General features: G+C 55.0%; 26 protein-coding genes. 10 read left to right on the forward strand and 16 right to left on the reverse strand.

The window, feature by feature from the left end; all coding sequences use genetic code 11:
• Positions 1-18: 18 nt before the first annotated feature.
• On the forward strand, positions 19-1254 hold the full coding sequence (locus tag AC6I8L_RS10980; RefSeq protein WP_058960182.1) for an MFS transporter: 1236 nt from the start codon (positions 19-21) through the stop codon (positions 1252-1254).
• A gap of 25 nt (positions 1255-1279) precedes the next feature.
• On the opposite strand, the gene lpxM is transcribed toward AC6I8L_RS10980, so the two are convergent.
• From lpxM to znuA, 3 genes are all read right to left on the reverse strand, one after another.
• Positions 1280-2257, reverse strand: a complete 978-nt coding sequence (gene lpxM / locus AC6I8L_RS10985) for a lauroyl-Kdo(2)-lipid IV(A) myristoyltransferase (protein WP_058960183.1) — start codon at positions 2255-2257, stop codon at positions 1280-1282.
• Between the two features lie 127 nt (positions 2258-2384).
• A complete protein-coding gene (mepM, locus tag AC6I8L_RS10990) occupies positions 2385-3713 on the reverse strand; it encodes a murein DD-endopeptidase MepM (protein ID WP_034828661.1) in 1329 nt (442 codons plus the stop codon).
• A 14-nt stretch (positions 3714-3727) separates the two neighbouring features.
• Positions 3728-4699, reverse strand: a complete 972-nt coding sequence (znuA, locus tag AC6I8L_RS10995; RefSeq protein ID WP_058960184.1) for a zinc ABC transporter substrate-binding protein ZnuA — start codon at positions 4697-4699, stop codon at positions 3728-3730.
• 77 nt (positions 4700-4776) lie between these two features.
• Here znuA and znuC point away from each other — a divergent pair, with 77 nt between their 5' ends.
• Entirely contained in the window at positions 4777-5532 is a 756-nt protein-coding gene (znuC, locus tag AC6I8L_RS11000; RefSeq protein WP_058960232.1) for a zinc ABC transporter ATP-binding protein ZnuC, read from the forward strand.
• Positions 5529-6314 (forward strand): zinc ABC transporter permease subunit ZnuB, encoded by a 786-nt coding sequence (gene znuB, locus AC6I8L_RS11005; protein WP_058960185.1) that lies wholly within the window; start codon positions 5529-5531, stop codon positions 6312-6314. The genes znuC and znuB overlap by 4 nt, the downstream gene beginning before the upstream one ends.
• Before the next feature lie 70 nt (positions 6315-6384).
• On the opposite strand, the gene ruvB is transcribed toward znuB, so the two are convergent.
• The 6 genes from ruvB to aspS all read right to left on the reverse strand — a co-directional run bounded on the left by ruvB (position 6385) and on the right by aspS (position 12065).
• Positions 6385-7389: a Holliday junction branch migration DNA helicase RuvB gene (gene ruvB / locus AC6I8L_RS11010; RefSeq protein ID WP_058960186.1), complete on the reverse strand. Its 1005-nt coding sequence runs from the start codon at positions 7387-7389 to the stop codon at positions 6385-6387.
• Positions 7390-7397: 8 nt separating this feature from the next.
• Complete coding sequence (gene ruvA, locus AC6I8L_RS11015) at positions 7398-8012, reverse strand: Holliday junction branch migration protein RuvA (RefSeq protein ID WP_034828652.1); 615 nt, start codon at positions 8010-8012, stop codon at positions 7398-7400.
• Between the two features lie 207 nt (positions 8013-8219).
• Positions 8220-8747 (reverse strand): crossover junction endodeoxyribonuclease RuvC, encoded by a 528-nt coding sequence (gene ruvC, locus AC6I8L_RS11020; protein ID WP_038646509.1) that lies wholly within the window; start codon positions 8745-8747, stop codon positions 8220-8222.
• A gap of 37 nt (positions 8748-8784) precedes the next feature.
• Positions 8785-9528 carry a YebC/PmpR family DNA-binding transcriptional regulator gene (locus tag AC6I8L_RS11025; RefSeq protein ID WP_034828649.1) on the reverse strand — a complete coding sequence of 248 codons (744 nt, stop codon included), beginning with the start codon at positions 9526-9528 and terminating at the stop codon, positions 8785-8787.
• 324 nt (positions 9529-9852) lie between these two features.
• Positions 9853-10284 carry a dihydroneopterin triphosphate diphosphatase gene (nudB, locus tag AC6I8L_RS11030; RefSeq protein ID WP_034828648.1) on the reverse strand — a complete coding sequence of 144 codons (432 nt, stop codon included), beginning with the start codon at positions 10282-10284 and terminating at the stop codon, positions 9853-9855.
• The gene (gene aspS / locus AC6I8L_RS11035) at positions 10284-12065 is read right to left on the reverse strand and encodes an aspartate--tRNA ligase (protein WP_058960187.1); all 1782 of its coding nucleotides are present in this window, start codon (positions 12063-12065) and stop codon (positions 10284-10286) included. Before aspS ends, nudB begins: the two co-directional genes overlap by 1 nt.
• Before the next feature lie 232 nt (positions 12066-12297).
• On the opposite strand from aspS, the gene AC6I8L_RS11040 reads away from it, so the two are divergent.
• The 3 genes from AC6I8L_RS11040 to cmoB all read left to right on the forward strand — a co-directional run bounded on the left by AC6I8L_RS11040 (position 12298) and on the right by cmoB (position 14890).
• Positions 12298-13119 (forward strand): DUF72 domain-containing protein, encoded by an 822-nt coding sequence (locus AC6I8L_RS11040; protein ID WP_058960188.1) that lies wholly within the window; start codon positions 12298-12300, stop codon positions 13117-13119.
• Between the two features lie 77 nt (positions 13120-13196).
• Positions 13197-13925: a carboxy-S-adenosyl-L-methionine synthase CmoA gene (gene cmoA, locus AC6I8L_RS11045; protein WP_034828642.1), complete on the forward strand. Its 729-nt coding sequence runs from the start codon at positions 13197-13199 to the stop codon at positions 13923-13925.
• Complete coding sequence (gene cmoB / locus AC6I8L_RS11050) at positions 13922-14890, forward strand: tRNA 5-methoxyuridine(34)/uridine 5-oxyacetic acid(34) synthase CmoB (protein WP_058960189.1); 969 nt, start codon at positions 13922-13924, stop codon at positions 14888-14890. The genes cmoA and cmoB overlap by 4 nt, the downstream gene beginning before the upstream one ends.
• Positions 14891-14893: 3 nt before the next feature.
• Here the strand turns inward: cmoB and AC6I8L_RS11055 are convergent, their stop codons facing one another.
• The gene (locus tag AC6I8L_RS11055; protein WP_058960190.1) at positions 14894-15514 is read right to left on the reverse strand and encodes a LysE family translocator; all 621 of its coding nucleotides are present in this window, start codon (positions 15512-15514) and stop codon (positions 14894-14896) included.
• A 175-nt stretch (positions 15515-15689) separates the two neighbouring features.
• Between AC6I8L_RS11055 and AC6I8L_RS11060 the strand changes: the two genes are divergently transcribed.
• A complete protein-coding gene (locus AC6I8L_RS11060; RefSeq protein WP_058960191.1) occupies positions 15690-16787 on the forward strand; it encodes a glycerol dehydrogenase in 1098 nt (365 codons plus the stop codon).
• Between the two features lie 41 nt (positions 16788-16828).
• Here the strand turns inward: AC6I8L_RS11060 and AC6I8L_RS11065 are convergent, their stop codons facing one another.
• Positions 16829-17689 (reverse strand): hypothetical protein, encoded by an 861-nt coding sequence (locus tag AC6I8L_RS11065; RefSeq protein WP_058960192.1) that lies wholly within the window; start codon positions 17687-17689, stop codon positions 16829-16831.
• A gap of 169 nt (positions 17690-17858) precedes the next feature.
• A complete protein-coding gene (gene cutC, locus AC6I8L_RS11070; RefSeq protein ID WP_058960193.1) occupies positions 17859-18611 on the reverse strand; it encodes a copper homeostasis protein CutC in 753 nt (250 codons plus the stop codon).
• Between the two features lie 85 nt (positions 18612-18696).
• Between cutC and AC6I8L_RS11075 the strand changes: the two genes are divergently transcribed.
• Positions 18697-19836 carry a MalY/PatB family protein gene (locus tag AC6I8L_RS11075; RefSeq protein WP_058960194.1) on the forward strand — a complete coding sequence of 380 codons (1140 nt, stop codon included), beginning with the start codon at positions 18697-18699 and terminating at the stop codon, positions 19834-19836.
• Here AC6I8L_RS11075 and AC6I8L_RS11080 read toward each other — a convergent pair.
• The gene (locus tag AC6I8L_RS11080; RefSeq protein WP_058960195.1) at positions 19833-20387 is read right to left on the reverse strand and encodes a VOC family protein; all 555 of its coding nucleotides are present in this window, start codon (positions 20385-20387) and stop codon (positions 19833-19835) included. The two genes, AC6I8L_RS11075 and AC6I8L_RS11080, sit on opposite strands and share 4 nt — an antisense overlap.
• A 319-nt stretch (positions 20388-20706) precedes the next feature.
• Between AC6I8L_RS11080 and AC6I8L_RS11085 the strand changes: the two genes are divergently transcribed.
• Together AC6I8L_RS11085 and argS are read left to right on the forward strand one after the other, a co-directional pair.
• On the forward strand, positions 20707-20829 hold the full coding sequence (locus tag AC6I8L_RS11085) for a hypothetical protein (RefSeq protein ID WP_007889544.1): 123 nt from the start codon (positions 20707-20709) through the stop codon (positions 20827-20829).
• A gap of 168 nt (positions 20830-20997) precedes the next feature.
• Complete coding sequence (argS, locus tag AC6I8L_RS11090) at positions 20998-22728, forward strand: arginine--tRNA ligase (RefSeq protein WP_058960196.1); 1731 nt, start codon at positions 20998-21000, stop codon at positions 22726-22728.
• Between the two features lie 35 nt (positions 22729-22763).
• Here the strand turns inward: argS and flhE are convergent, their stop codons facing one another.
• Genes flhE through flhB form a run of 3 tightly spaced genes read right to left on the reverse strand, consistent with a single transcriptional unit; the run spans position 22764 to position 26402 of the window.
• A complete protein-coding gene (flhE, locus tag AC6I8L_RS11095; protein ID WP_058960197.1) occupies positions 22764-23168 on the reverse strand; it encodes a flagellar protein FlhE in 405 nt (134 codons plus the stop codon).
• A 2-nt stretch (positions 23169-23170) separates the two neighbouring features.
• Positions 23171-25258, reverse strand: coding sequence for a flagellar biosynthesis protein FlhA (gene flhA / locus AC6I8L_RS11100; RefSeq protein ID WP_058960198.1), 2088 nt, complete (start codon positions 25256-25258; stop codon positions 23171-23173).
• Entirely contained in the window at positions 25251-26402 is a 1152-nt protein-coding gene (gene flhB, locus AC6I8L_RS11105; protein ID WP_034828621.1) for a flagellar biosynthesis protein FlhB, read from the reverse strand. Before flhB ends, flhA begins: the two co-directional genes overlap by 8 nt.
• Positions 26403-26426: the final 24 nt, after the last annotated feature.

Here is a 26426-nt window from a genome sequence, read left to right on the forward strand (position 1 = left end):
TTCTGACAAGGAGGCCAGATGGCCCGCTATCAACCGATTACCCAACTTACCGGACGGGTGCTGCTGTTCCCGCTCGCGCTGGTGTTGTTTGAGTTCGCGACTTACATCGCCCATGACATGATTCAGCCCGGCATGCTGCTGGTCACTTCTGAATTCAACGTCGGCCCGGAATGGGTGTCGACTTCTCTTACTGCTTATCTGATGGGCGGCGTGGTGCTGCAGTGGCTGCTGGGCCCGCTCTCGGACAAATATGGTCGCCGTCCAGTCCTGCTGTTCGGCATTCTGTTCTTTGCTGCGGCCTGCATTCTGACCACCTGGGTCACGAACATCGAACAGTTTGTCACCCTGCGTTTCATCCAGGGCATCAGCCTGTGCTTTATCGGTGCAGTCAGTTATGCCGCCGTGCAGGAAGCGTTTAATGAGGCTTTAGCGGTGCGAATGATGGCGCTAATGGCCAACGTGGCCCTCTTAGCCCCGCTGGCCGGTCCGCTGGCGGGTGCCGCCTGGTTGACCGTGGGTGAATGGCGTAGCATGTTCTGGCTGTTTGCGATTTGTAGCGTGGTGGCCTTTGTGGTGCTGTGGCGCATCATGCCGGAAACCGCTGGCGATCGCAGTCACTCGATTGCCCTGCCGAATCTGGCGCGCGCCTATGGCCGTCTGGCACGCGATCGTCAGGTGATGTATGGATCTTTCGCTATTGGCCTGGTGTTTATTCCGATTCTGACCTGGGTTGCCCTGTCGCCCGTGATTCTGATGCATGACGAGGGCTTATCGCGCATGGAGTATGCGTTGCTGCAACTGCCAGTGTTCCTTGCCATGATCGCTGGCAACCTGACGCTGGGTAAACTGGCGGGTCGCGTTCCCATCGAGCAGCCGGTCAAATTCGCGGCGTGGCCGATTCTGCTGGGTTTAAGCATCTCGTTGCTGGCTAACCTGCTCGACAGCCATACCTACCTGCTGCTGACCGCAGGATTAAGTCTGTATGCCTTTGGTGCGGGCATGGTCAACGCCGGTCTGTATCGTCTGACGCTGTATTCCAGCAGCGAAGGTAAAGGCAGCGTGGCAGCCATGCTGGGTATGATCAGTATTCTGACGCTGGCCATCGGGATTGAACTGGCGAAAGCAGGCTACTTCAGTGGTGGCACGCCATGGTTCAGCGGCATCAATTTTGCGGCGGGTGTGCTGTGGTTTGGCCTGGTCACACTGTTCCTGCGTGAACGTATCCGACGCAGCCACGTTGAAGCGGTAGAATAATCAAAGGGGCCAATCGGCCCCTTCGTTATTTCTTGCGAGGATAAAGCTCCTTACGCGCATAAGGTTCAATATCCCCTTCTTTACGCGTTTTCAGCAGCTTCAAAATCCAGGTGTATTGCTCTGGATGCGGCCGCACAAATATCTCAACTTCCTCATTCATTCGCCGCGCCAGGGTGTTATCGTCGGCATCCAGCAAATCGTCCATCGGCGGACGCACATAGATTTCCAGACGATGGGTCTCGCTGTTGTACACCGGAAACAGTGGCACCACGCGCGCGCGACACACTTTCATCAATCGGCCGACCGCTGGCAGTGTTGCTTTATAGGTGGCAAAGAAATCCACAAATTCACTGTGCTCCGGGCCGTGATCCTGGTCCGGCAGATAGTAACCATAATAGCCCTGACGCACCGAGGCGATAAACGGCTTGATGCCGTCATTACGTGCATGCATGCGGCCACCAAAGCGACGGCGTACGGTGTTCCACACATAATCCAGCAGCGGATCGCTCTGATTATGGAACATGGCCGCCATCATCTGGCCCTCTGACGCCAGCAGCATCGCCGGGATATCCACGGCCCAACCGTGCGGCACCAGAAAAATCACGTTCTCATTGTTGGCCTGCAGGGCTTCGATAATTTCACGGCCGTGCCAGTCAACGCGTTGGCGCACACGAGCCGGATCGCGCATCCCCAACTCAGCCATCATCACCATCGCCTGTGGCGCGGTGGCAAACATACGATCAGCAATCTCTTCGCGCTGTGCCTCGCTTAACTCCGGCAGGCAATAATAGAGATTGATCAACGCACGACGACGCGCACTTTTTGCCAGCTTACCGGCAAACCGCCCCAATCCACCCAAAATCGGGTCGCGCACTTTGGCAGGCAGCATTGCCATGCCCGCCAGCGCACCAATCGCCAGCCAATTGCCCCAGTATTTCGGTTTTAAAAAAGAACGTTGAAAAACGGGAATAAATTCACTGTTATTTTTCTTTCGGGTTTCCATGCACTCGCCTCTGACAATGACGGGACAATGATAGTGACGGTGGTTAATTTTGCAATCATCATGCGTCAGATAGCAAAAAACCGACGAATAATTCGTCGGTTTTTTCAATATTGGCTACAGAAATGGGCTATTTCAGTGCCAGCTGTGGCAGATAACTCTTCACGTCCGCCAGATAGTTGCTGCGATCTTTACCAGTCAGCCCTTCCATACGCGGCAGTTTCGCCGTGAGTGGATTGACGGCCTGATTGTTGATCCACACTTCGTAATGCAGATGTGGTCCCGTAGAACGCCCGGTGTTGCCTGACAGCGCAATACGGTCACCGCGCTTCACTTTCTGTCCTGGTTTCACCAGCGCCTTACTCAGGTGCATATAACGGGTCATATACTGACGACCGTGACGAATGGCCACGTAGTTACCCGCCGCCCCGCCATTTTTGACCATCACCACTTCACCATCACCCACGGCCAATACCGGTGTACCGATCGGCAGCGCGAAATCGACACCCTTATGTGGTGCGATGCGGCCCGTTACCGGGTTAAGACGGCGCGGATTAAAGTTGGAGGAAACGCGATACTGTTTCACCGTCGGGAAGCGCATAAAACCACGGGCAAGGCCTGAGCCGTTACGATCATAGAATTTGCCATCTTCAGCGCGGAACGCGTAGTAATCTTTGCCACCGGTACGCAGACGCACGCCGAGCAGCTGGCTCTGCGCACTTTTGCCATCCAGCATCTCGCGTGACATCAGCACGCTAAAATCGTCACCGGCGCGCAGTTTGCGGAAATCCATCTGCCACTGCATGGCTTTGATAACGTTGCTGGTTTCAGCACTGGTCAAGCCTGCACGCTGGGCGCTGGCACCAAAGCTGCCACGCACTTCACCTTTCAGCACACTATTTTGCCACTCGCCCTTTTGCATCTCCTGCTGCATCTTAAAGCTGCCATTCGGCTGGCGCTCGTAAGTGCGGGTTTCGCGGCGATCCACTTCCCAGGTAAAGTTTTGCAGTTGACCATCCGCATCCAACGTCCAGCTGAGTTGCTGACCGACGCGCAGGTTACGGAAGTCTTTATCGCTATTGACTAACGCATTGATATCACTGAGATCAATACCGTACTGATTCAGTGCGCTGCTCAGGGTATCGCCAGAGGAAACGGTGTAATCGTGTTGATTCGGGTTGTCCTGCACATCTTTATCGATGTCATCGGCCGGAATCTCTTCTTCCGGTTCAACCGTGGTCTGATCGATCGGCTCACTGGCTTCGGGTAACAGCGTGCGCAGTTCGTTTTTGTCCAGCGTGATGTCTTTCACGATGGGGGCAACATCATGGGGATGGTAAACGTAAGGCCGCCAGACAGCGACGGCCAACGTGATAACGGTTAATGAACCCAGCATAACGCGGTGGGGACGCGGCAAATTATTAAATGCGAGGGCGACAGAGCGGGCTATCTGCTGCACTTTTACTTATTCCTCTATGCTCCATTCAGGCAGCTCGCATACTGGCTCGACAACTGTGAGAGGAATTTCACATAGCTGTCTTTGGTTAAGCTGATTCCCATGCCCAGCGGGTCAAGTGTGCCTTTGCGCACGTTGGTTCCGCGAGACACGGCATCGATGACGGCCGGCCTGAATTGTGGTTCAGCAAAAACGCATACGGCTTTTTGCTCAACCAACTGTGTTCGTATTTGATGTAAACGCTGGGCGCCCGGTTGGATCTCAGGGTTGACGGTGAAATGTCCAGCAGGGGACAAACCATAGTGTTTTTCAAAGTAGCTGTACGCATCGTGAAAAACGAAGTAACCCTTACTCTTAACGGGGGCAAGCTGCGCGCCAATATGCTTATCCGCATCTGCTAATTCTGCTTCAAACTGCTGCAGGTTCGCGTCAAGTTTGGCTCTGCTTTGCGGCATAAGTTCCAATAATTTTCCGTGGATTGCAACCGCAGATTGTCGCGCAATCTCAGGTGACATCCACAGGTGCATATTAAATTCACCATGGTGGTGGTGTGTATGAGACGGCTCCTGGTCATCAGACTTATCTGAGTCATGCTCATGATCGTGACCGTGCTCATGTTCGTCCTCGTCCTCACCACCACGAATCAGTAGCGGTTTCACCCCTGGCATCGCCGCTATTTCGAGATTTTTAGCTTCAGGTAACTCTGCCGCTGACTTGGTCAGAAACGCCTCCATTTCTGGTCCAACCCATACCACTAAGTCCGCGTTTTTAATACGTTTTACATCAGAGGGACGTAAAGCATAATCGTGCTCTGAAGCGCCATCGGGCAACAGCACTTCCACTGGCGTCACGCCATCTGCAATGGCCGCTGCGATAAATCCGATCGGTTTGATTGAAGCCACTACGGCTGAGTGCGCGGGCATTGCGCAGGCGGCGGCGAGAGCCGCAGCAGGAAGAGTGAAAGCGAAGCGCTGCTTAATGTGTAACATAATGCGTCATTCCATCGTGACCTGTTGATGGAATGTGATATTATAACATTCGAAATTCAATGCAACCCGTAAATAATATGTCGTCACTTGTTACACTTGAAAACATCTCCGTCAAGTTTTCCCAGCGCCCTGTGCTAGCAGGTATTAGCCTGTCACTGGAGCCAGGGAAAATACTTACGCTGCTTGGGCCGAACGGCGCGGGCAAATCGACGCTGGTACGTACGGTGCTGGGCCTTCTCGCGCCCACGGCTGGCACGGTCAAACGCGCGCCCGGTTTACGCATCGGCTACGTGCCACAGAAATTGCACATCGACCCGACACTGCCGATCACCGTTGAACGTTTTATGCGTCTGACGCGTGGCAGCAAGCGAGATGCTATTCTCCCGGCTTTGAAACGCGTGCAGGCCGGACATCTGCTGAATGCGCCTCTGCAAAAACTTTCAGGTGGTGAAACTCAGCGCGTACTGCTGGCGCGTGCCCTGCTCAATCAACCCCAGTTACTGGTGTTAGATGAACCTACGCAAGGCGTTGACGTAAATGGGCAAGTGGCGCTCTACGATTTGATCGATCAGCTTCGTCAGGAGCTCAACTGTGGCGTGCTAATGGTTTCGCACGATCTGCATCTGGTGATGGCAAAAACTGACGAGGTATTGTGCCTCAACCACCACATCTGCTGTTCCGGCACGCCAGAAGCGGTGTCGCAGCATCCAGAATTTATCGCCATGTTCGGCCCACGTGGCGCGCAGCAATTGGCTATTTATCGCCATCATCATAATCACCGTCACGATTTACAGGGACGCATTGTGCTGCGCAAAGGAAATGGTCCGTCATGATTGAATTGTTATTACCCGGCTGGCTCGGTGGCGTGCTGCTGGCGCTGGCGGCGGGTCCGCTTGGCTCGTTTGTGGTCTGGCGCCGCATGTCTTATTTCGGCGATACTCTGGCGCACGCTTCGCTGCTCGGCGTGGCCTTTGGTCTGCTGCTCAATGTGGATCCCTATTATGCCGTGATTCTGGTGACTGTATTTCTGGCTATGGGCTTAGTGTGGCTGGAGCGTCGTCCGCATCTGGCCATTGATACGTTACTCGGCATTATGGCGCACAGCGCGCTGTCGCTGGGTTTGGTGGTAGTCAGCCTGATGCAGGGTGTACGCGTCGATTTAATGGCGTATCTGTTTGGCGATCTGCTGGCGGTGACACCGGATGATTTGTGGATGATGGGCGCTGGCGTGGCCATTGTACTAGCGGTGATGGCATGGCAATGGCGCTCACTGCTGTCGATGACCATCAGCCCGGAGTTAGCTCAAGTGGATGGCGTCAACATTCAACGCACGCGCCTGATGCTGATGCTGGTCACCGCCTTGACCATTGGTGTGGCAATGAAGTTTGTCGGTGCACTGATTATCACCTCACTGTTGATTATTCCCGCTGCCACCGCACGTCGTTTCTCCCGTTCACCGGAACAGATGGCCGGTTTTGCGGTGATTATCGGTATTCTGGCGGTCACCGGCGGACTGACGTTCTCCGCCACTTACGACACGCCCGCTGGCCCTTCCGTCGTACTCTGCGCCGCTGTGCTGTTCATCTTTAGTATGGCGAAAAAGCCGGCGGCGTAATAAAGGGGCCATTAACGGCCCCTTAGCGAATGCCCGATCGTGAAATCGCGCAGCCGGACGAACGCCAGCATTACTCTTCGCGACTGATACCGAAGTGCTTATAGGCGTGCTGCGTGGCCAGACGGCCGCGCGGCGTGCGCTGAATGAATCCTTGTTGAATCAGGAAGGGTTCAATCACATCTTCAATGGTTTCCCGTTCTTCACCAATCGCCGCCGCCAGGTTATCCAATCCCACCGGACCACCCGAGAACTTGTCGATGATCGCCAGCAACAGCTTGCGGTCCATGTAATCGAAACCCTGATTATCGACGTTGAGCATATCGAGTGCGCTGGCAGAGACTTCACCACTCATCACACCGTTGGCGCGAACTTCGGCGTAATCGCGTACGCGACGCAATAAACGGTTGGCGATACGAGGTGTACCACGGGCACGGCGCGCCACTTCTAACGCGCCCTCTTCACTTAATGCCAATCCTAAGCACGCTGCACTGCGGCTGACGATGTGTTGCAGATCCGGTACGTTGTAAAATTCAAGGCGTTGCACAATACCAAAGCGATCGCGCAGCGGCGAGGTCAGCGAGCCCGCGCGCGTGGTGGCGCCAATCAGGGTAAAGGGGGGCAAATCAAGTTTGATTGAGCGCGCCGCTGGGCCTTCGCCAATCATAATATCCAGCTGATAGTCTTCCATCGCCGGATAGAGCACCTCTTCCACCACCGGTGATAAGCGGTGGATCTCATCGATAAACAGCACGTCATGAGGTTCGAGGTTGGTCAGCATCGCAGCCAGATCGCCTGCCTTCTCCAGCACCGGACCAGAAGTGGTACGTAAATTCACGCCCATCTCATTCGCCACAATGTTAGCCAGCGTGGTTTTACCTAATCCCGGCGGGCCGAAAATCAGCAGATGGTCCAGCGCATCGCCACGCAGTTGCGCTGCTTTGATGAAAATCTCCATCTGCTCGCGCACCTGCGGTTGCCCCACGTATTCCGCCAGGAGCTTAGGACGAATGGCACGGTCGAGGCTCTCTTCTTCATTTATAGAGATGCCCGAGACCAGGCGATCGGCTTCAATCATGCATTACCTCAAATAGCTGCGCGCAGAGCTTCACGGATCAGGGTTTCGCAATCCGCATCAGGTTTGCCGACTTTACTGATCATGCGGCTGGCTTCTTGCGGTTTATAACCCAGCGCCACCAGTGCAGCAACCGCTTCGGCCTCAGCGTCATTCGCGGCTGGCGCTTCAGACGGCGTGGTCAATGTGAAGGTCGAGTCACTGCCAAACAGATCGCCGTGCATGCCTTTAAAGCGGTCTTTCATCTCCACCACCAGACGCTCGGCGGTTTTCTTGCCGACGCCAGGCAACTTGATCAATGACGCGATCTCTTCACGCTCAACGGCGGTCACAAACTGTTGTGCTGACATGCCAGAAAGGATTGCCAGTGCCAGCTTTGGCCCCACGCCATTCACTTTCACCAGCTCACGGAACAGCGCACGCTCTTGTTTGTTGTTGAAGCCGAACAGCAGCTGCGCATCTTCACGCACCACAAACTGGGTGAAGATAATCGCTTCCTGATTGATCTCCGGCAGCTCGTAGAAGCAGGTCATTGGCATGTGCACTTCATAACCCACACCGTGCGCCTCAATCAACACCAGCGGCGGCTGTTTTTCCAGAATATTGCCTCGTAAGCGACCAATCACCTGAGCAGTTCCTTATGTAATCCTAAAAATACCTGATTGATTTCCGCTGACGTTAAAGCGGCAAGCGAGCGCATGACGATGAACGCACTGAGGTCAGTGATTCAGGTGAACAAGGGTAGCTCGCGCATCAGCCAGTGGAAATATGACGGGTATTTATATCATAAAAAAGGCTGGATCAATATCCAGCCTTCAATGTTTGGGTTTTCGTCAGCCGGACCGCAATCGCCCACGCGTCATCACCAGCTTAGCGTCACTCAATCGCGTGGTATTTTGGCTCAGGTGACAATGGGTGATGGCAATCGCCAGCGCATCAGCGGCATCAGCTTGCGGGTTAGCGGGAAGTTTCAGCAAGGTGCGCACCATGTGCTGAACCTGACTTTTTTCTGCCCCACCGGTGCCGGTTACCGTTTGTTTGACCTGACGTGCTGCATATTCGAACACCGGCAAATCGAGATTCACCGCCGCCACAATCGCTGCGCCACGCGCCTGGCCCAGCTTAAGCGCTGAGTCCGCATTCTTCGCCATAAATACCTGCTCGATAGCAAAATAGTCTGGCGAGAATTGGGTGATGATTTCTGTCACCCCGGCGTAAATCAATTTGAGACGAGAGGGTAGATCGGTGACGTTGGTGCGGATACAGCCGCTGCCCAGATAGCTTAGCTGGCGGCCAACCTGACGAATCACACCGTAACCGGTGACGCGCGAGCCGGGGTCAATCCCGAGAATGATCGCCACTACGCGCCTCCGGCTGTGAGGTTAATGGAAAACGCCATTACAGCGTTTCCGCGACCTCATCAGAAATTTCACCATTATGATAAACTTCCTGCACATCGTCGCAATCTTCCAGCATGTCGATCAGACGCAGCAGTTTCGGTGCGGTTTCCGCATCCATTTCCGCTTTGGTGGAAGGGATCATTGAGACTTCAGCGGTATCCGCCTTCAGGCCACCGGCTTCCAGCGCATCACGCACCGCACCCAGTTCTTCCCACGCGGTAAACACATCAATCGCTCCGTCGTCGTAGCTCACCACGTCTTCCGCACCGGCTTCCAGCGCCGCTTCCATGACCGCATCTTCATCCTGGCCTGGCGCAAAGGAGATCACACCCTTTTTGCTGAACAGGTAAGAAACGGAACCGTCGGTGCCGAGGTTGCCACCGGTTTTGGTGAAGGCGTGACGCACTTCGCCCACGGTACGGTTACGGTTGTCACTCAGACACTCGATCATCACCGCTGAGCCGCCTGGACCGTAACCTTCATAGATGATGGTTTCCATGTTGGAATCATCTTCGCCGCCCACGCCGCGTGCAATCGCACGGTTCATGGTGTCACGGGTCATGTTGTTGGACAGGGCTTTGTCCATTGCTGCGCGCAGACGCGGGTTCGAGCCGGCATCGCCGCCGCCCAGTTTCGCTGCGGTCACCAGCTCACGGATGATCTTGGTGAAGATTTTACCGCGCTTAGCGTCCTGCGCCGCCTTGCGGTGCTTGGTGTTTGCCCACTTACTGTGTCCAGCCATCTTTACTATTTCTCCGATCTTTAACAGGGTGCAGGCTATCTCACTTGCAATCTTGTCCCCCGGCAGTGCTCGCAATCCTCACGTACAAAAGTACGCTCCGGTTGCTGCGCGCTGGCGGTGAACAACCTTGCTGCGCCGATAACGCCTGACTGTTCAATATTGGGCGGCGTAGAACTGACAATCTTTGCCGATTACGCCATCTGTTCAATTTTAGCGGTGCGAGATAAATGTCTGGCACCGGATTTAAACACGAAGGAAATGCGCTTCGTCGAATTCGTGGAATCTACCTTAATTGTCGCCGGAAAAACGCGCGGCGGCGGGCATTCAGGTAAATTCTTCGATTGCCTGGCGATTACTCCAGGACTTGGTCAGGGCTGCGGCTGCGGCAGGATCGAGCCAGCGCGCGGCGAGATGCTCCGTAAGTAGGAGATCGCGCTCTTGCGGAAGTGCCAGCCGGAACCAGTGTTCGCGGTTGTGCGTGATGCCAGGTGCGTAGCGATGGCGATAGTGCGGGAAGATTTCAAACTCAATGTGTTTGTGGCAATCGTCCAGCACCAACTGTTCGCCCGCAACGTCGATACCCAGCTCTTCTGACACTTCGCGCTGTGCCGCCTGACGCGGGCTCTCACCCGCTTCGAGGCTGCCCGTTACAGATTGCCAGAAGCTTTCATCATCCCGTCGCTGCAGCATTAACACCCGGCCAGTATCTCGCGCAAAAATCACCACCAGCACTGAAACCGGATGTTTATAGCCCATTACTTGTTCTCTGACTTTTCTTTCTTCGGAGCCACAAGAATGCCGAGATCCAACAACGCTGCCGGGTTGGCTTCGCTTGGCGCTTCGGTCATCAGGCACGCCGCTGCAGTGGTTTTCGGGAACGCGATAACATCACGGATGTTGTCGGTGCCGGTCAGCAGCATCGTCAGACGGTCAAGACCAAAGGCCAGGCCCGCGTGCGGTGGTGTGCCGTATTTCAGGGCATCCAGCAGGAAGCCAAACTTCTCGCGCTGCTCTTCTTCGGTGATACCGAGAATGCTGAACACGGTCTGCTGCATGTTGCCGTTGTGGATACGCACGGAACCGCCACCCACTTCGTAGCCATTGATCACCATATCGTAAGCGTTCGCCACGGCCTGCGTCGGGTCGACCGCCAGCTGTTCAGCCGTCAGTTCTTTCGGCGAGGTGAACGGGTGGTGCATCGCAGCCAGACCGCCCTGTTCATCCGCTTCAAACATTGGGAAGTCGATGACCCACAGCGGTGCCCACATGCTTTCGTCAGTAATCTTCAGATCACGGCCCACTTTCAGACGCAGTGCACCCAGCGCATCAGTGACGATTTTGGCACGGTCAGCACCGAAGAAGATCAGATCGCCATCTTGCGCAGTGGTGCGGTTCAGAATCGCTTCAACGATTTCAGGCGTCAGGAACTTCGCCACCGGGCTCTGTACACCCTCGAAGCCTTTTGCACGCTCGTTGATCTTCATCCACGCCAAACCTTTGGCGCCATAGATCTCAACAAATTTGGTGTACTCATCAATCTGCTTACGCGTCAGCGCTGCACCACCCGGCACACGCAGCGCGGCAACACGACCTTTCGGATCGTTAGCCGGACCAGCGAACACCTGGAATTCCACGCTTTTCAGCAGGTCAGCCACGTCCACAAGCTCCATTGGGTTGCGCAGATCGGGTTTGTCAGAACCGTAACGGTTCATAGCTTCAGCAAAAGTCATTTGCGGGAAGTCACCGAGATCCACGCCTTTCACGTCGATCCACAGTTCACGAATCAGACGCTCCATCTTTTCACGCACCTGCTCGGCGGTCATGAAAGAGGTTTCCACGTCGATTTGGGTGAATTCTGGCTGACGGTCTGCACGCAAGTCTTCATCACGGAAGCATTTAACGATCTGATAATAGCGATCGAAGCCGGACATCATCAGCAGCTGTTTGAACAGCTGTGGGGACTGCGGCAGCGCGTAGAATTTGCCTTTGTGCACGCGGCTTGGCACCAGATAGTCACGTGCACCTTCTGGCGTGGCTTTGGTCAGCATCGGGGTTTCGATATCGAGGAAGCCCTCGTTATCCATAAAGCGACGCACGAAGCTGGTGATTTTCGCACGGGTTTTCAGACGCTGTGCCATTTCCGGACGACGCAGGTCCAGATAGCGATAGGTCAGACGCGCTTCTTCGCTGTTGGTCTGGTTAGAGTCCAGCGGCAGAGGTTCAGCGCGGTTGATGATGTTCAGCGCATGGGCAAACACTTCGACATCGCCGGTGGCCATATCGCTGTTGCGGTTTTTCTCTTCACGCGCACGCACGGTGCCGGTGATCTGGATACAGAATTCGTTACGCAGCTCAGAGGCCAGCTGGAAAGCGTCCTGATGATCTGCGTCGAAGAATACCTGAGCGATACCTTCACGGTCGCGCATATCGATAAAAATCAGGCTGCCCAGATCGCGACGGCGGTTAACCCAACCGCAGAGAGTGACTTGCTGACCCACGTGAGACAGATTGAGCTGTCCGCAATATTCTGTACGCATAACGTATCCTTTTAACTTCGCCGCTGCTGCCAGACAGCATCAGGCCGCGTAACCTTCTGAGATGCTGTCGCAAAAAAGGCGGCTATTATAATGGAAAAACCCAGGCAGGATAAGTAGAGCCAGATCAAAGCGGGCAAAACATTGCGGTTTATCGCGCGGATTTTCCTGCCGACACCAAAACAGGGTACATTACCCGGCCTATTCCCGCCCGTAAAAGGATCAGGAGCCACGTTTGACACTTCGCATTGGATTACCGCAATGGCAGCATCCCCGCTGGAAGCAGTATGGCCTGGAAACCCTGGCGGATTACGCCCAGCTGTTTGACTGCGTGGAAGGCAACACCACGCTGTATGCGCTGCCCTCGCCGGAAGCAGTGATGCGCTGGCGCGATATGACTCACGATGACTTTCGCTTCTGCTTTAAATTTCCCAACAGCATCAGCCACAAAGCCGCGATTCGGAACTGCGATGAACTGCTGAACGAATTCTTCCGCTTGCTCGATCCGTTGAGCCAGCGCATCGGGCAGTATTGGCTGCAACTGCCGGCGACCTTCTCACCCGCGCAACTGAAAGACTTGTGGCTGTTCCTCGATAGCCTGCCGCGCGGGTTTAGTTACGGCGTTGAAGTGCGCCACGAGCAGTTTTTTGCCAAAGGCGAGGCTGAGCGCGCGTTCAACCGTGGCCTGCTGGAACGCGGCGTGAATCGCGTGATCCTCGATAGCCGTCCGGTGCACGCCTCGACTTCGCAAAGCGCCGCCGCCGTGGACGCCCGGGCGAAAAAACCGCGCGTGCCACCGCATGCTGTGCGCAGCGGTTCGCAACCAATGGTGCGCTTTATCGGTAGTGACAGCGTGGATGAGAGCGTGCCGCTGTTCCTGCCTTGGCAACATAAACTGGCGGAGTGGCAGGCGGACAGCGATCCGATGCTGTTTATCCATACGCCGGATATGGGCGAGGTGTTTCCACTGTTGCAGGCGCTGTGGCCAAAGCTGCTGCAGCTTGAGCCTTCGCTGCGCAATCTGCCAGACTGGCCGCAACAAAGCAGCTTGTTCTAAACTCAAAGCGGGTGCAGCCTGCGGGACTTTCTGACAGAATAGCGCCCTTTCCGATTCCTCTCTCCGGACTTTTCATTATGTCTGACCGCGATACGCTATTTTCCGCACCCATCGATAAGCTGGGTGACTGGACCTTTGACGAGCGCGTGGCTGAAGTCTTTCCCGATATGATTCAGCGCTCGGTGCCGGGTTATTCCAACATCATTTCGATGATTGGCATGCTGGCAGAACGCTTTGTGAAGCCTGATAGCCAGGTTTACGATCTCGGCTGCTCGCTGGGTGCCGCCACGCTCTCAGTGCGCCGCAATATTCATGTGCCTGGCTGCCAGATTATTGCCGTGGATAACTCTCCGGCGATGGTTGAACGTTGCCGCCGTCACATTGACGCTTTCCGCGCAGATACGCCGGTGCAGGTGATTGAAGCGGATATTCAGGACATCCACATTGAAAACGCTTCGATGGTGGTGCTGAACTTTACCCTGCAATTTCTTGAGCCGCCTGCGCGCCTGGAACTGCTGAAAAAGATCGCTAAAGGTTTGAATCCTGGCGGAGCGCTGGTGCTGTCTGAAAAATTCAGCTTTGAAGATGGCGAAGTCGGCGAACTGCTGTTCAACATGCATCACGACTTCAAGCGTGCTAACGGTTATAGCGAACTGGAAATCAGCCAGAAACGCAGCATGCTGGAAAACGTCATGCTCACCGACAGTGTAGAAGCGCACAAGGCGCGTTTAAAAACTGCCGGATTTGCCCATGCGGAATTGTGGTTCCAGTGCTTTAACTTTGGTTCTTTGGTAGCGTTGAAATGATTGATTTTGGCCGTTTTTATCAGCAAATCGCCACCGGCCCATTGGCGAGCTGGCTGGAAGTTTTACCCGCACAAGTCGCAGCCTGGCAGCGCGAGAATCTGCACGGTAAATTCCGCGACTGGGAAAAGTCAGTGGATTACCTGCCGCTGCTGAACCCGCAAACGCTGGATCTGGTCAACAGCGTCACGGCCACGGCTGACGATCTCACCGATCGCCAACGTCTTGGTATTGAAAACCTGTTGCGCAACCTGATGCCCTGGCGCAAAGGTCCTTATTCCCTTTACGGCACCGAGATTGATACCGAATGGCGCTCGGACTGGAAATGGGATCGCGTGCTGCCGCATATCTCGCCATTAACCCACCGCACGGTGCTGGATGTTGGCTGCGGTAGCGGCTATCACATGTGGCGTATGATTGGCGCAGGCGCGAAGCTGGTGGTCGGCATCGATCCGATGCAGCTGTTCCTGTGTCAGTTCGAAGCGGTGCGTAAGCTGCTGGGGGACGATCGTCGCGCCCATCTGCTGCCACTTGGCATCGAACAACTGCCCGCCTTGCAGGCTTTCGACACGGTGTTTTCCATGGGTGTGCTGTATCACCGCCGCTCGCCGCTCGATCATTTATTGCAGTTGAAAAACCAGCTGGTCAGCGAGGGAGAGCTGGTGCTGGAAACGCTGGTGGTGGAAGGCGATGAGAACACCGTACTGGTGCCGGGTGAACGTTATGCCCAGATGCGTAACGTCTACTTTATTCCGTCCGCTGCCGCGTTGAAAGGCTGGCTGGAGAAGTGTGGTTTTGTCGATGTGCGCATCGCGGATTACGCGGTGACGTCAGTGGAAGAGCAACGTCGCACCAGCTGGATGACCAGCGAATCGCTGGCCGAGTTCCTTGATCCTAACGACAGCAGCAAAACCATTGAAGGTTATCCAGCACCGCTGCGCGCGGTGCTGGTGGCACGCAAGCCGTAATGCTTAACGCCGCGACAGCGCCAGCTTCGCGGCGAAACCGATAAACACACAGCCCGTCAAACGATCCATCACTTTCAGCACTGTTGGACGACGCAGATGCGCCGCAAAATACTGACTGCCGCCGATCAATATCGCATTCCATACCAGGCCAATCATCATATGCGTTAACGCCATCAGGGTGCACCATAGCGCCACTGACGCACCGGCCGGAATAAACTGTGGCAGGAAAGTGACATAAAACACACCGACTTTCGGATTTAACAGATTGCCGAATAATCCTCGCGAGAAGCAGGCGAAATAGCTTTGCTCTTTGCCCTGCACACTCTGACTCTCTTCCGCCTGGGTGCGGGGATTCAGCAGCAGTTTAATGCCGAGATAGAGCAGATAGGCGGCGCCGACCCACTTCGACAGGTTATACGCCATTTCGGAAGCCAGCAGCAGCGCGCCGAGACCCAGTCCCACCGCAACGCCCCACACCAGACAGCCCATGGTGACGCCCAATGCGGTGGCTGATGCCCGTTTCCAGCCTTGCGCGGCTGCGGATCTAAGCACCAGCGCGGTATCAAAGCCTGGCGTTAACGTCAAAATAGTAATGGCAAAAAGAAATGAAAATATCAGTGTCATGGCGAGCTCCCTGTCAGTTCGCCGCTATCTTAACCTTGCCGCAACATCTTGACGATAGTTACCTTCCGTCAGCAATTGATAATAATTCTCAACTTGCCAGTAATGGTTAAATCTCCGTCATTTATCTGTGTCACTTTATCGGCAACGGCTTTTCTCACATCAAGGAGTTGTCGCTATGAGTAAATTCATTTTTTCTTCTCCGCGTAAGTATGTTCAGGGTGCAGGTGTGCTGGATGAATTGGGGACCTATGTGGCCGAGCTGGGCCAGCATGCATTTTTGGTCGCCGATGACATCGTCTGGAAACTGATTGGTGAACGCACACAGAAAACGTTAAAAGCGGCGGGCATTGAGTTCAGCTGGCAGCAGTTTAACGGTGAAGCCTCCAGCAACGAGATCAATCGTTTAACGCAACTGGCGAGGTCACAAGGCAGCAATGTGGTGGTGGGCCTTGGCGGCGGTAAAACGCTGGATACCGTAAAAGCGATTGCAGATGAGCTTAAGCAGCCGGTCGCCATTGTGCCGACCGTGGCCTCGACGGATGCGCCCTGCAGCGCGCTATCCGTGATTTATTCCGACAGCGGCGTATTTGAGAGCTATCGCTTCTACCGCAAAAACCCGGATCTGGTGCTAGTGGATACCGCGGTTTGTGCCGGTGCGCCAGCCCGCTTGTTCGCCTCCGGCATTGCCGATGGTCTGGCCACCTGGGTTGAAGCTCAGGCCGTGCTGCGCTCGCACGCCAAATCGATGGTCAACGGCGATCCGACCATTGCAGGCACCGCCATTGCGCGCGCCTGTGAAGAGACGCTCCTGACATGGGGCTACAGTGCTTACACCGCTGTGAGTGAAAAACGCGTGACGCCAGCCGTCGAAGCCGTGGTGGAAGCCAATACCCTGCTTTCAGGACTCGGATTCGAGAATGCCGGATTGGCGGGTGCGCACGCCATTCATAATGGCTTTACCGCGATTGATGGCGATATCCATCATCTGACGCACGGCGAGAAAGTCGCTTACGGCACGTTGACGCAAATGGTGCTGGAGCAGCGTCCGGATGAGGAGATTGCGCGCTATATCCGCTTCTACCGCTCAATCAAGATGCCGACCACGTTGAAAGAGCTGCATCTGGAGAATGAATCCTGGGAGAATCTGCTGCGCGTCGGGGCGCTGGCAAACAGCGAGGGAGATACATTGAAGAACCTCAACCCGAACTTGTCGCCAGAAGACATTGCTAACGCGATTGTCGCAGTGGATGCCTTCAGTAAAACCGTGCAGTAAAAGAAGTTGGGCGCACCACGGTGCGCCCGGACCAACCGCGTTTACTCCCCGTCATCCGCTACGGCTGGCAGGCGATCCCAGTACTGATATTTGTACGCAGAACTCAGGTGGCGCTCGATGGTGCCTTTAGCAAACACCTCGGTTTCATGCAGATAACTTAGCGTACAGTTGCCCACCTCATCCCATAACTGACACTCATCAACTGAACTTAAGGTACTGACAGGCGTGGTAGCGAAGCCATTAAGCCGCAGCTCTCGCCACTGCTTATCATAACTGTAGGTGTCTTTACCGCGTGCACTGGACGATGAGGTGACCAGCCCTTGTGGATTCCAGCGCCAGGTGCTCTCTCCGTTGGTCATCACATCACTGCCGCGCGCGACGCTTTTCTCCAGACGAAAATGTTTGTCGTAGCGGTAAGTGGTATCGGTGAAGCCATCCTTGCCCATGCTGGTGAATTTGTCGGAAGAACTGATGATGTTGCCATGCTGACCCATTTGCCAGCTGATGGTGCCCTGACGGTTATCCACCACTTCCTCTTTGCCCGCTTTTACCACTTTGACCAGGTAGGCATACTCCGCCACCCAACCTCGCTGCACGCGGGCGATGTGCTGTTCCATGGTCAGCACCACGTTGCCTTCGTTCTTGTCATACGTAATGTCGGCAACCATCAAATCCCCGCACTGATCGAACTGCCCCAGCACGCGCTTTTGCGAATCGACATCTTTACCAAACTCACCGGCTACGACCTGACGTACCGCGCCTTTGGCATCACCACCCAGCATGATCCAATTGTTGCTGCTGGTAATATTTTTGCTCAGAGGCGGACAGGCAGTGCTCACCGCCAGCGCTGAACCAGACAAGGGAAACAACAGCACTAAAACAGCACAAGAGTAGGATTTCATGAATGTTATCCGCGCTAAGCCATAAAGTAATCAAAGCATCTTTTTTAACAATGCGCTATCAACGGCTGTACAGCAGACAAAAAGAACCCCAGCAAAACTCACTGGGGTTTGGTACTTGCAAACATCACGTCAGAGTTTTGGCGTGCTGCGCGGCAAAAGGGGTGCGAACTCAGGCGACACGAACTGCGGTCATTTCCAGCATGCTTTTCATCGCTTCGACCACATCGCCGTCGACACAAGTTCGGCTGAATTCGTCGACTTCTGCTTCGGAGCACATGGAGACACCGGCTTTACGGTAGCGCATCGGCGAAGCAACCAGTCGGCTGGCGGAGCTGTGAACTTCCTGCAGACCACTATCGATAAATTTCTGCAAATTGCTCAAACGAACACCCGCACCAGCCATAATAATTGGACCCGTGCTCAGTTCATTTAGTTCCCGCAACAATGCAATTCCAGTTTCCGCGCTCTGCTGCTGGCCGGAAGTCAAAATACGCGCAACGCCTAAATCCGTCAGTACGTCCAGCGAACGTTTGGGGCTGTGGCACAAATCAAAAGCGCGGTGGAAGGTCACCGCCATGCCATCACTGAGCGCCATGATCTGCCGCATGCGCACAATATCAACATGGGCATCTTCATCCAGCATGCCGATCACCACGCCAGGGAAACCGAGTTCACGCATCAGTGCAACATCGGATTTCATCACCTCAAATTCCTGTGCGGTGTAACTAAAATCGCCGCCACGCGGGCGAACAATCGGGTGAACCGGTATGGACAGTTCACGTTGTGCGGCTTCCAGCACGCCAGCTGACGGCGTCAGCCCGCCTTCGCGTGGGGCACTGCACAGTTCCACGCGATCGGCACCGGACTGCTGTGCAGTCATTGCACAGTCGATGCCGTAGCAACAAATTTCCAGTTTCGTCATAGCTTGCTCCTTTTCATGACTTCTGGCTCGGGAGGATGGCTTAAGTTAGTCTGCTTAATTGAACAGTTTACGTGGAAACCTCACTATGGCATTCGATTTTGATCAATGGATAGACCGTCGTCACAGCGATAGTTTGAAGTGGCACAAATATGGCGATCGTGATGTGCTGCCTTTATGGGTTGCAGACACTGATTTTCGCTCGCCGCCCTGCATTATTGAGGCCATTAAAAAACGCGCCGATCACGGTGTTTTTGGCTATGGCGGCACACCCACAGGATTGATTGATATCACTGTTTCCCGCCTGGCGCAGCGCTATAACTGGCATATTCAGCCGGAATGGATCGTTATGCTGCCTGGCGTCGTCAGTGGTCTTAACCTTTCGGTCCGCGCGTTTACCGAGGCTGGGCAACGCACAGTCGCGCCAACGCCGATTTATCCACCGTTCCGCGCGGCCTCAAAACTCGCCGAGCGTGAACAGATCAACTTGCCGCTGCATTTACAGCATGGCCGCTGGGTCGTCGATCTCGATACGGCTGCGATGCAGGGCAATGAACGCCTGCTGATGCTGTGCAATCCGCAAAACCCCGGCGGCACCGTGTATCGTCGCGAGGAATTGGAGGCGCAACTGGCGTTTGCTCAGCAACACGATTTAATCGTTTGTTCTGATGAAATTCACTGTGATTTGATTTTGTCGCCCGATGCCCGCCATATTCCTTTTGCAGCATTGAGTGATGATGCTGCACAGCGCAGCATTACGCTGATATCGCCCTCGAAAACCTTCAACATCGCTGGTCTCGGCGCATCAATGGCGATTATCCCCAACCCTGAATTACGCAAACGGTTTAAACAGGTACGCGAAGGTATTGTGCCAGGGGTCGATATTCTCGCACTGGTGGCAGCAGAAGCGGCCTGGCGTGAGGGCGATGCGTGGCTAGAGGCGCAAATCGACTATCTGCGAGCCAATCGCGACTGGCTGGTGGCGCAAGTCAATGCGCTTCCCGAACTGCAGATGAATTCGCCCGAAGCCACCTATCTCGGCTGGATCGATGCCAGCCAGCTGGATGTGGCCAGCCCCGCGCTCTATTTCGAAAAACACGGCCTCGGTTTTTCACCCGGCCGCGATTTCGGTGATGATAACTTCGTACGATTTAACTTCGGCTGCACGCGCGCCTTACTGGAACAGGCGGTGAGCCGATTGCACAGCGCGGTCATCGCCCGGCGTTAACCTTGCTCACTGGCGACAATCTCTTCCAGTCGCCATGGATGAAACTTGATGGTAATTTGCCCGTCCGTCACCGCCAGTGTCGGGTTGGGCAAACGCTCATGCTCACCTTTTGGCGCGCTGGTTTTGAACGAAATGCCGGGTTGCGTCAGTGCATGATCGGAGAGCAATGCCATCGCGCGCACACCCAATGTTTCGGGCTCACCGCGCAACACGATTTCCACATGTTCCCAGCCTTCATGGCGATATAATTTCTCACCCGGCCAGGGTAACTCAATCACATCGACCTGCCATCCAGCGATCGTTAACGGCTGATGCAATTTGAACAAGCAGATCGGGCGCCCGTTGATCATTGCTTCGGAAAACTGACTGCCCATCTGCTGCAATCCCGCCTTCCAGCGCTCCGCCGTGGCGAACTGATGGCAGCGCACCGCCAGGTGATCGGCCTCATGTTCGGATAACCGCAGCCCTAATCTTTCAGCAAATTGCTGCAAGGAGTGCTCAAATCGAGCCAGGTCTTGTTCTAAATCACTTAGTTCCGCAGGAAAATTCATCTCAACACTCCAGACACATCAATATCAGTTCAATTATTTTAATCAATGTAAAAACAGCAGCGCTTCAGAATCCGCTTGACAAAATCGTCGGATTCCTCCGATTTCATCATGAAAAAGACCTGAAACCGCATAAATAGGCCCTCTCTTTAGGATTATTCACCTAAATAGGTCCAGCGGTTACTTTATGAAAACACCTTAAATCACTGTTAATATTAACGATAATTAATACAATGAGATAAGTCTTATTTCAGTTGCAAACAATTGCAGCTTGATACCCTTTCTTATAAATTTGTGTTTCACAACTACAAGGAATGGCTCTATGTCTATGCTCATTGTTGTCGCGGTCCTGATTGCATTGATGGGATTTGCAATTTCCCGCCACTGGAAGGTGCGTGAAGACAAAAGCGTTAAAAATCCTCGTCGTCACCCGCGTCGCCGTTAATCGGCGCGCGGGTTGCTGTCACCCGCCATTGCGCATGCTAAAAGCTGACGCACTTTAACATTTCACGTATACTTCCCCTCTTATTTTTCCGTCCCGCCGCGCTGTTGCGGGATGAAGGCATCGGCTCGCCGCCACTGGCGGGCCTTTTCAGCATATGAAGGTAACGCGGTGAATATTCAGGCTCTTCTATCCGATAAAGTCGGTCAGGCAATGGTAGCGGCGGGTGCGCCAGCGGATTGTGAACCTCAGGTTCGCCAATCGGCTAAAGTGCAGTTCGGCGATTATCAAGCGAACGGTATCATGGCTGTGGCGAAAAAGCTCGGTCAGGCTCCGCGCCAGCTGGCTGAACAGGTGATTCAGCATCTGGATCTCGCCGGCATCGCCAGCAAAGTCGAAATCGCCGGCCCCGGCTTCATTAATATCTTCCTCGATCGCAACTGGTTGGCTACCCAGGCCGCGCAGGCTCTGCAATTGCCGCGCCTTGGCGTCAGCAGCCTCAAGCCACAAACCGTTGTCATTGACTACTCGGCACCCAACGTCGCCAAACAGATGCACGTCGGTCACGTCCGTTCCACCATCATCGGTGACGCTGCGGTACGTACGCTGGAATTTCTCGGCCACAACGTGATCCGCGCCAACCACGTCGGCGATTGGGGTACTCAGTTCGGTATGCTGATTGCCTATCTGGAAAAGCAGCAGAATGAGCACCATGAAGATATCGCGCTGGCGGATCTGGAAGAGTTCTACCGGGAAGCCAAGGTCACCTATGATGCGGACGAAGCCTTCGCCGAACGCGCCCGTGGTTATGTGGTGAAACTGCAAGGCGGCGACGAATATTGCCGTGCAATGTGGAAAAAACTGGTTGATATCACCATGAGCCAGAATCAGGAAGTCTATGACCGCCTGAACGTGACGCTGACGCGTAAAGATGTGATGGGGGAAAGCCTGTACAACGATATGTTGCCTGGCATCGTAAGCGATTTGCGTGAAAAAGGGCTGGCCGTAACCAGCGAAGGCGCAACCGTGGTGTTCCTTGATGAGTTCAAAAACAAGGAAGGCGAAGCGATGGGCGTGATCATCCAGAAAAAGGATGGCGGCTACCTCTACACCACCACCGATATCGCCTGCGCCAAATACCGCTATGAGACGTTGCATGCCGACCGCGTGCTTTACTACATCGATTCGCGCCAGCATCAACATCTGCAACAGGCGTGGACCATTGTGCGTAAAGCCGGATACGTGCCCGAGTCTGTGCCGCTGGAGCACCATGCGTTTGGCATGATGCTGGGCAAAGATGGCCGTCCATTTAAAACCCGCAGCGGTGGCACCATTAAGCTGGCCGATCTGCTGGATGAAGCCGTTGAACGTGCGCATGCGCTGGTCAGCGAGAAAAACCCGGAAATGTCAACGCAAGAGCTGAAAGATCTGGCGGAAGTGGTGGGTATCGGCGCGGTGAAATATGCCGATCTGTCAAAAAGCCGCACCACCGATTACATCTTCGACTGGGATAACATGCTGGCGTTTGAGGGCAACACTGCACCGTACATGCAATATGCCTACACGCGCGTGCTTTCTGTGTTCCGTAAAGCCGGCATTGAAGCTGACAGCCTGAGCGGCGACATCGTGCTGACCGAAGAGCGTGAAGCGCAATTGGCAACTCGCCTGTTGCAGTTTGAAGAAGTGATCACCCAGGTTGCGCGTGATGGCACGCCGCATGTGATGTGTGCTTACCTGTACGATCTGGCAGGCCTGTTCTCTGGCTTCTACGAGCACTGTCCAATCCTCTCCGCCGAGGATGAGCAGGTGCGTAACAGCCGTCTGCAACTGGCTGCATTGACCGCTAAAACGCTAAAACAAGGACTGGATACGCTGGGCATCAAAACCGTCGAGCGTATGTAATAACAAAAAACCCGCTTCGGCGGGTTTTTTATTGGCTATTGGTAATTCACCGTCACTTCACTGCTCACCACTCGTAATCCCGGCGGTAACGCGCCCTTCCCCTGAAAACCGAACGCCAGATGCAGCGTCTCGTCAGCCGGAATATTCGCCAGGCTACGCGTTGAACCACTGCCGCCCTCAATCTCTACGCAACGCTGGGTCGCACACAAACGTACGAGCAGCCCCGAGGGGGCTGGACGGCTCAACTGGTAACGCCAGTTCACCACCGTAATAGTGCCCACTGCGGGCGAAGGTGCTTTTAAAGCTGGCGTCGTGTGCCAGTTCCCGCGCACGCCGAGGCTCGGACCACTGGCACTGTCATTCCAGGATCCTGCTGCATCCACATAGAGCGGTAGCGCCATCATCGGCAACATCATTAACGCCCAACACCAACGACGCATGGTTATTTACCTCCGATGGTGGCGGTCATACGGATCTGGCGATTATCGGTCAGTTCCATATTTGACAGCACTACCAACTGTGGCAGATTGCGGCGCAGGAAGCGCGCCAGCAAGGCACGCAGCGGATGGTTCACCAGCAGCACCGGCGGTGCACCCGTCATCTCTTGCTGTTGCAATGCACCCTGCGTCTGCACTAACAGACGATCGGCCAGACCCGGCTCCAGACCGCCGCCGCCCTGTAACGCTTGCAGCAGCAGACGCTCTAAGGTGGCATCCAGTCCAATCACCTGTACTTCGCCGTTACCCGGGAACCACTGCTGAGTAATCGCACGGCCCAGCGCCACACGCACCACACTGGTCAGCTCTTGCGGATCGGTCTGGACCGGCGCATGTTCCGCCAGGGTTTCGATGATGGTGCGCATATCGCGGATCGAAACACGCTCAATCAGCAGGTTCTGCAGCACTTTGTGCAGGGTGGTCAGGGTGATAACGCCCGGCACCAGATCTTCCGTCAGCTTCGGCATCTCCTGGGTCACGCGATCCAGCAGCTGTTGCGCTTCCTGACGACCAAACAGTTCACTGGCGTATTGACCAATCAGGTGGTTCAAATGCGTTGCCACCACGGTACTGGCTTCTACCACGGTAAAGCCCTGAATCTGCGCCTGCTCTTTCAGCGCACTATCGATCCAGATTGCCGCTAAACCGAAGGCAGGATCGACAGTCGGTTCACCCGGCAAAGAACCGGCTGCAGTCCCAGGGTTGATCGCCATCCAGCGCCCAGGATAGGCATCACCGCTGCCAATTTCCACGCCTTTCATCAGGATGCGGTAACGCGCAGGCGGCAACTCCATGTTGTCACGGATGTGCACCACCGGCGGCAGGAAGCCCACCTCCTGTGCGACTTTTTTACGGATACTGCGGATGCGGCCCAGCAGCTCACCGTTTTGCAAATGATCAACCATGGGAATCAGGCGATAACCCACTTCGAGACCCAGCGAATCTTCCAGCTGCACGTCTTTCCAGGAAGCTTCCACCGTGGCGGGTGTCTCCTGCGTTTTGACCAGACTAGAAGGTTCCGAGGTAGTCTTCGGTTTCATCTCTCGACCGCGCAGCCACCAGGCCAGACCGAGCAACGCGGCGGTAAATAGCAGGAAGACAAAGTTGGGCATACCCGGCACCAGGCCGAGCAGACCGATAACACCACCACTCAGCATCAACACACGCGGATTGCTAAACAGCTGGGAGACCATCTGATCGCCCACATCCTGATCGGTGCTGACGCGCGTCACGATAACACCCGCAGCGGTAGAGATGACCAGCGCCGGGATCTGTGCCACCAATCCATCACCGATGGTCAGCAGTGTATAGGTTTCACCTGCGTGCCCCAGATCCATGCCGTGCTGCACTACGCCCACCAGCAGACCGCCGATGACGTTAATCACCATAATCAAAATACCGGCGATGGCGTCACCACGTACGAACTTACTCGCACCGTCCATTGAGCCGTAGAAATCGGCTTCCTGGGTCACTTCGCTACGACGACGTTTGGCTTCCTCTTCCCCGATTAAACCGGCGTTAAGGTCAGCATCGATCGCCATCTGCTTACCGGGCATCCCATCCAGCACAAAACGCGCGCCCACTTCGGCGATACGTCCGGCACCTTTGGTGATAACCATAAAGTTGATGATAACGAGGATGATGAACACCACGATACCGATGGCAAAGTTACCGCCCACGAGGAAGTGGCCGAAAGCTTCAACCACGCGTCCGGCGGCATCGGCACCCGTATGGCCCTCAAGCAGGATAATACGGGTTGAGGCGACGTTCAGCGCCAGGCGCAGCAACGTTGAGAACAGCAGAATGGTCGGGAATGCCGCGAATTCCAGCGTACGCTGAGTAAACATTGCCACCAACAACACCATGATCGATAAGGCAATATTGAAGGTGAACAGCAGGTCGAGAATGAAGGCAGGTAACGGCAGCACCATCATCGACAGGATCAACATGATCAGTATCGGTCCAGCCAGCACCTTCCACTGCGTGTCTTTAAAGTTGCCCGGTAAACGCAGCTTTTCGGCCAGATTAGCCATCGTTTCTGTTCTCTCCTGCAAAGTCCATGTCTGCCGGAACCGGCAGCTGTTTTGGTTTGGTTGGGATCAAGCCACCTTCGCGTTTCCAGCGACGCAGTTGCCATACCCAGGCCAGCACTTCCGCCACGGCACCGTAAAGTGCGCCGGGGATGAACTGACCAATTTCCGTGTGTCGATACAGCGCACGCGCCAGCGGCGGTGCTTCTAAAATCGGAATGCGATGTTCTTTTGCCAGCTCACGAATTTTTAGCGCAATATCCCCGGCCCCTTTCGCAATCACCTTTGGCGCGCTCATCTTGCCTTCCTGATACTGCAACGCTACCGAGTAGTGCGTTGGGTTGGTGACGATAACGTCGGCTTTCGGTACATCTGCCATCATGCGACGACGGGCCGCCGCACGCATCGCCTGACGAATGCGCCCTTTGACGTGCGGGTCACCTTCGTTTTGTTTGTGTTCGTCGCGGATTTCCTGGCGGGACATTTTCAGCTTTTTGAAATGGCTATAGAGCTGCCAGAACACGTCGAAACCGACCATGGGCACCAGGCCCAGCATGATCAACGCACAGCTAATGGCGATCATGGTTAAACCGTGATGGAGCGCGTTGATGGGTGATTCACTGATTAACCGCAGCATCTCCTGCCAGTGCGACCAGATGTACCAGCCACCCACCAGACCCACCAGCACCGCCTTCAAAATGGCTTTTAGCAGTTCCGCCCAGGTCTGTGAGGAAACCATGCGTTTAAGACCACTCAACGGGTTCAGCTTGTTGAAATCCAGCTTGATCGATTTACCGCTGATATTGATCCCACCCAGCAGCATCGGTGCAGCTATCGCCACAATCACCAGGCCTGCCATCAACGGCAGCAGCGCCATCACCGCCTGACCAATCAGATTGCTGATGTGAGCGATGATCATCTTGTCATCGGTCACCATGGCATGGTCAAAGCGAAAACCGGTGGCGAGCATACTGGCCAACTGTTCAGCCATCAGTTCGCCGCCCAGCCACAGGATCAGCAAGCCCGCCAGCAGCATCAGTACCGATGTCAGCTCGCGCGATCGCGGAATCTGCCCCTCTTCTCGCGCCTTCTCTAGTCGGTGCGCCGTGGGCGATTCTGTTTTGTCCTCGTCGCTCTCTTCAGCCACGACATACCTCAGCTGGCAGGAATT

This window comes from Type-E symbiont of Plautia stali (assembly GCF_059731115.1).

Coding starts and splice junctions, on each gene's coding strand:
- AC6I8L_RS11055 (WP_058960190.1), bottom strand. CDS start 15,514: ATGACACTGATATTTTCATTTCTTTTTGCCATTACTATTTTGACGTTA.
- flhA (WP_058960198.1), bottom strand. CDS start 25,258: ATGGCTAATCTGGCCGAAAAGCTGCGTTTACCGGGCAACTTTAAAGAC.
- flhE (WP_058960197.1), bottom strand. CDS start 23,168: ATGCGTCGTTGGTGTTGGGCGTTAATGATGTTGCCGATGATGGCGCTA.
- znuB (WP_058960185.1), top strand. CDS start 5,529: ATGATTGAATTGTTATTACCCGGCTGGCTCGGTGGCGTGCTGCTGGCG.
- nudB (WP_034828648.1), bottom strand. CDS start 10,284: ATGGGCTATAAACATCCGGTTTCAGTGCTGGTGGTGATTTTTGCGCGA.
- lpxM (WP_058960183.1), bottom strand. CDS start 2,257: ATGGAAACCCGAAAGAAAAATAACAGTGAATTTATTCCCGTTTTTCAA.
- AC6I8L_RS11080 (WP_058960195.1), bottom strand. CDS start 20,387: ATGAATTTTCCTGCGGAACTAAGTGATTTAGAACAAGACCTGGCTCGA.
- AC6I8L_RS11065 (WP_058960192.1), bottom strand. CDS start 17,689: ATGAAATCCTACTCTTGTGCTGTTTTAGTGCTGTTGTTTCCCTTGTCT.
- cmoA (WP_034828642.1), top strand. CDS start 13,197: ATGTCTGACCGCGATACGCTATTTTCCGCACCCATCGATAAGCTGGGT.
- AC6I8L_RS11075 (WP_058960194.1), top strand. CDS start 18,697: ATGGCATTCGATTTTGATCAATGGATAGACCGTCGTCACAGCGATAGT.
- znuC (WP_058960232.1), top strand. CDS start 4,777: ATGTCGTCACTTGTTACACTTGAAAACATCTCCGTCAAGTTTTCCCAG.
- AC6I8L_RS11060 (WP_058960191.1), top strand. CDS start 15,690: ATGAGTAAATTCATTTTTTCTTCTCCGCGTAAGTATGTTCAGGGTGCA.
- cutC (WP_058960193.1), bottom strand. CDS start 18,611: ATGACGAAACTGGAAATTTGTTGCTACGGCATCGACTGTGCAATGACT.
- aspS (WP_058960187.1), bottom strand. CDS start 12,065: ATGCGTACAGAATATTGCGGACAGCTCAATCTGTCTCACGTGGGTCAG.
- AC6I8L_RS10980 (WP_058960182.1), top strand. CDS start 19: ATGGCCCGCTATCAACCGATTACCCAACTTACCGGACGGGTGCTGCTG.
- cmoB (WP_058960189.1), top strand. CDS start 13,922: ATGATTGATTTTGGCCGTTTTTATCAGCAAATCGCCACCGGCCCATTG.
- ruvB (WP_058960186.1), bottom strand. CDS start 7,389: ATGATTGAAGCCGATCGCCTGGTCTCGGGCATCTCTATAAATGAAGAA.
- AC6I8L_RS11085 (WP_007889544.1), top strand. CDS start 20,707: ATGTCTATGCTCATTGTTGTCGCGGTCCTGATTGCATTGATGGGATTT.
- znuA (WP_058960184.1), bottom strand. CDS start 4,699: ATGTTACACATTAAGCAGCGCTTCGCTTTCACTCTTCCTGCTGCGGCT.
- AC6I8L_RS11025 (WP_034828649.1), bottom strand. CDS start 9,528: ATGGCTGGACACAGTAAGTGGGCAAACACCAAGCACCGCAAGGCGGCG.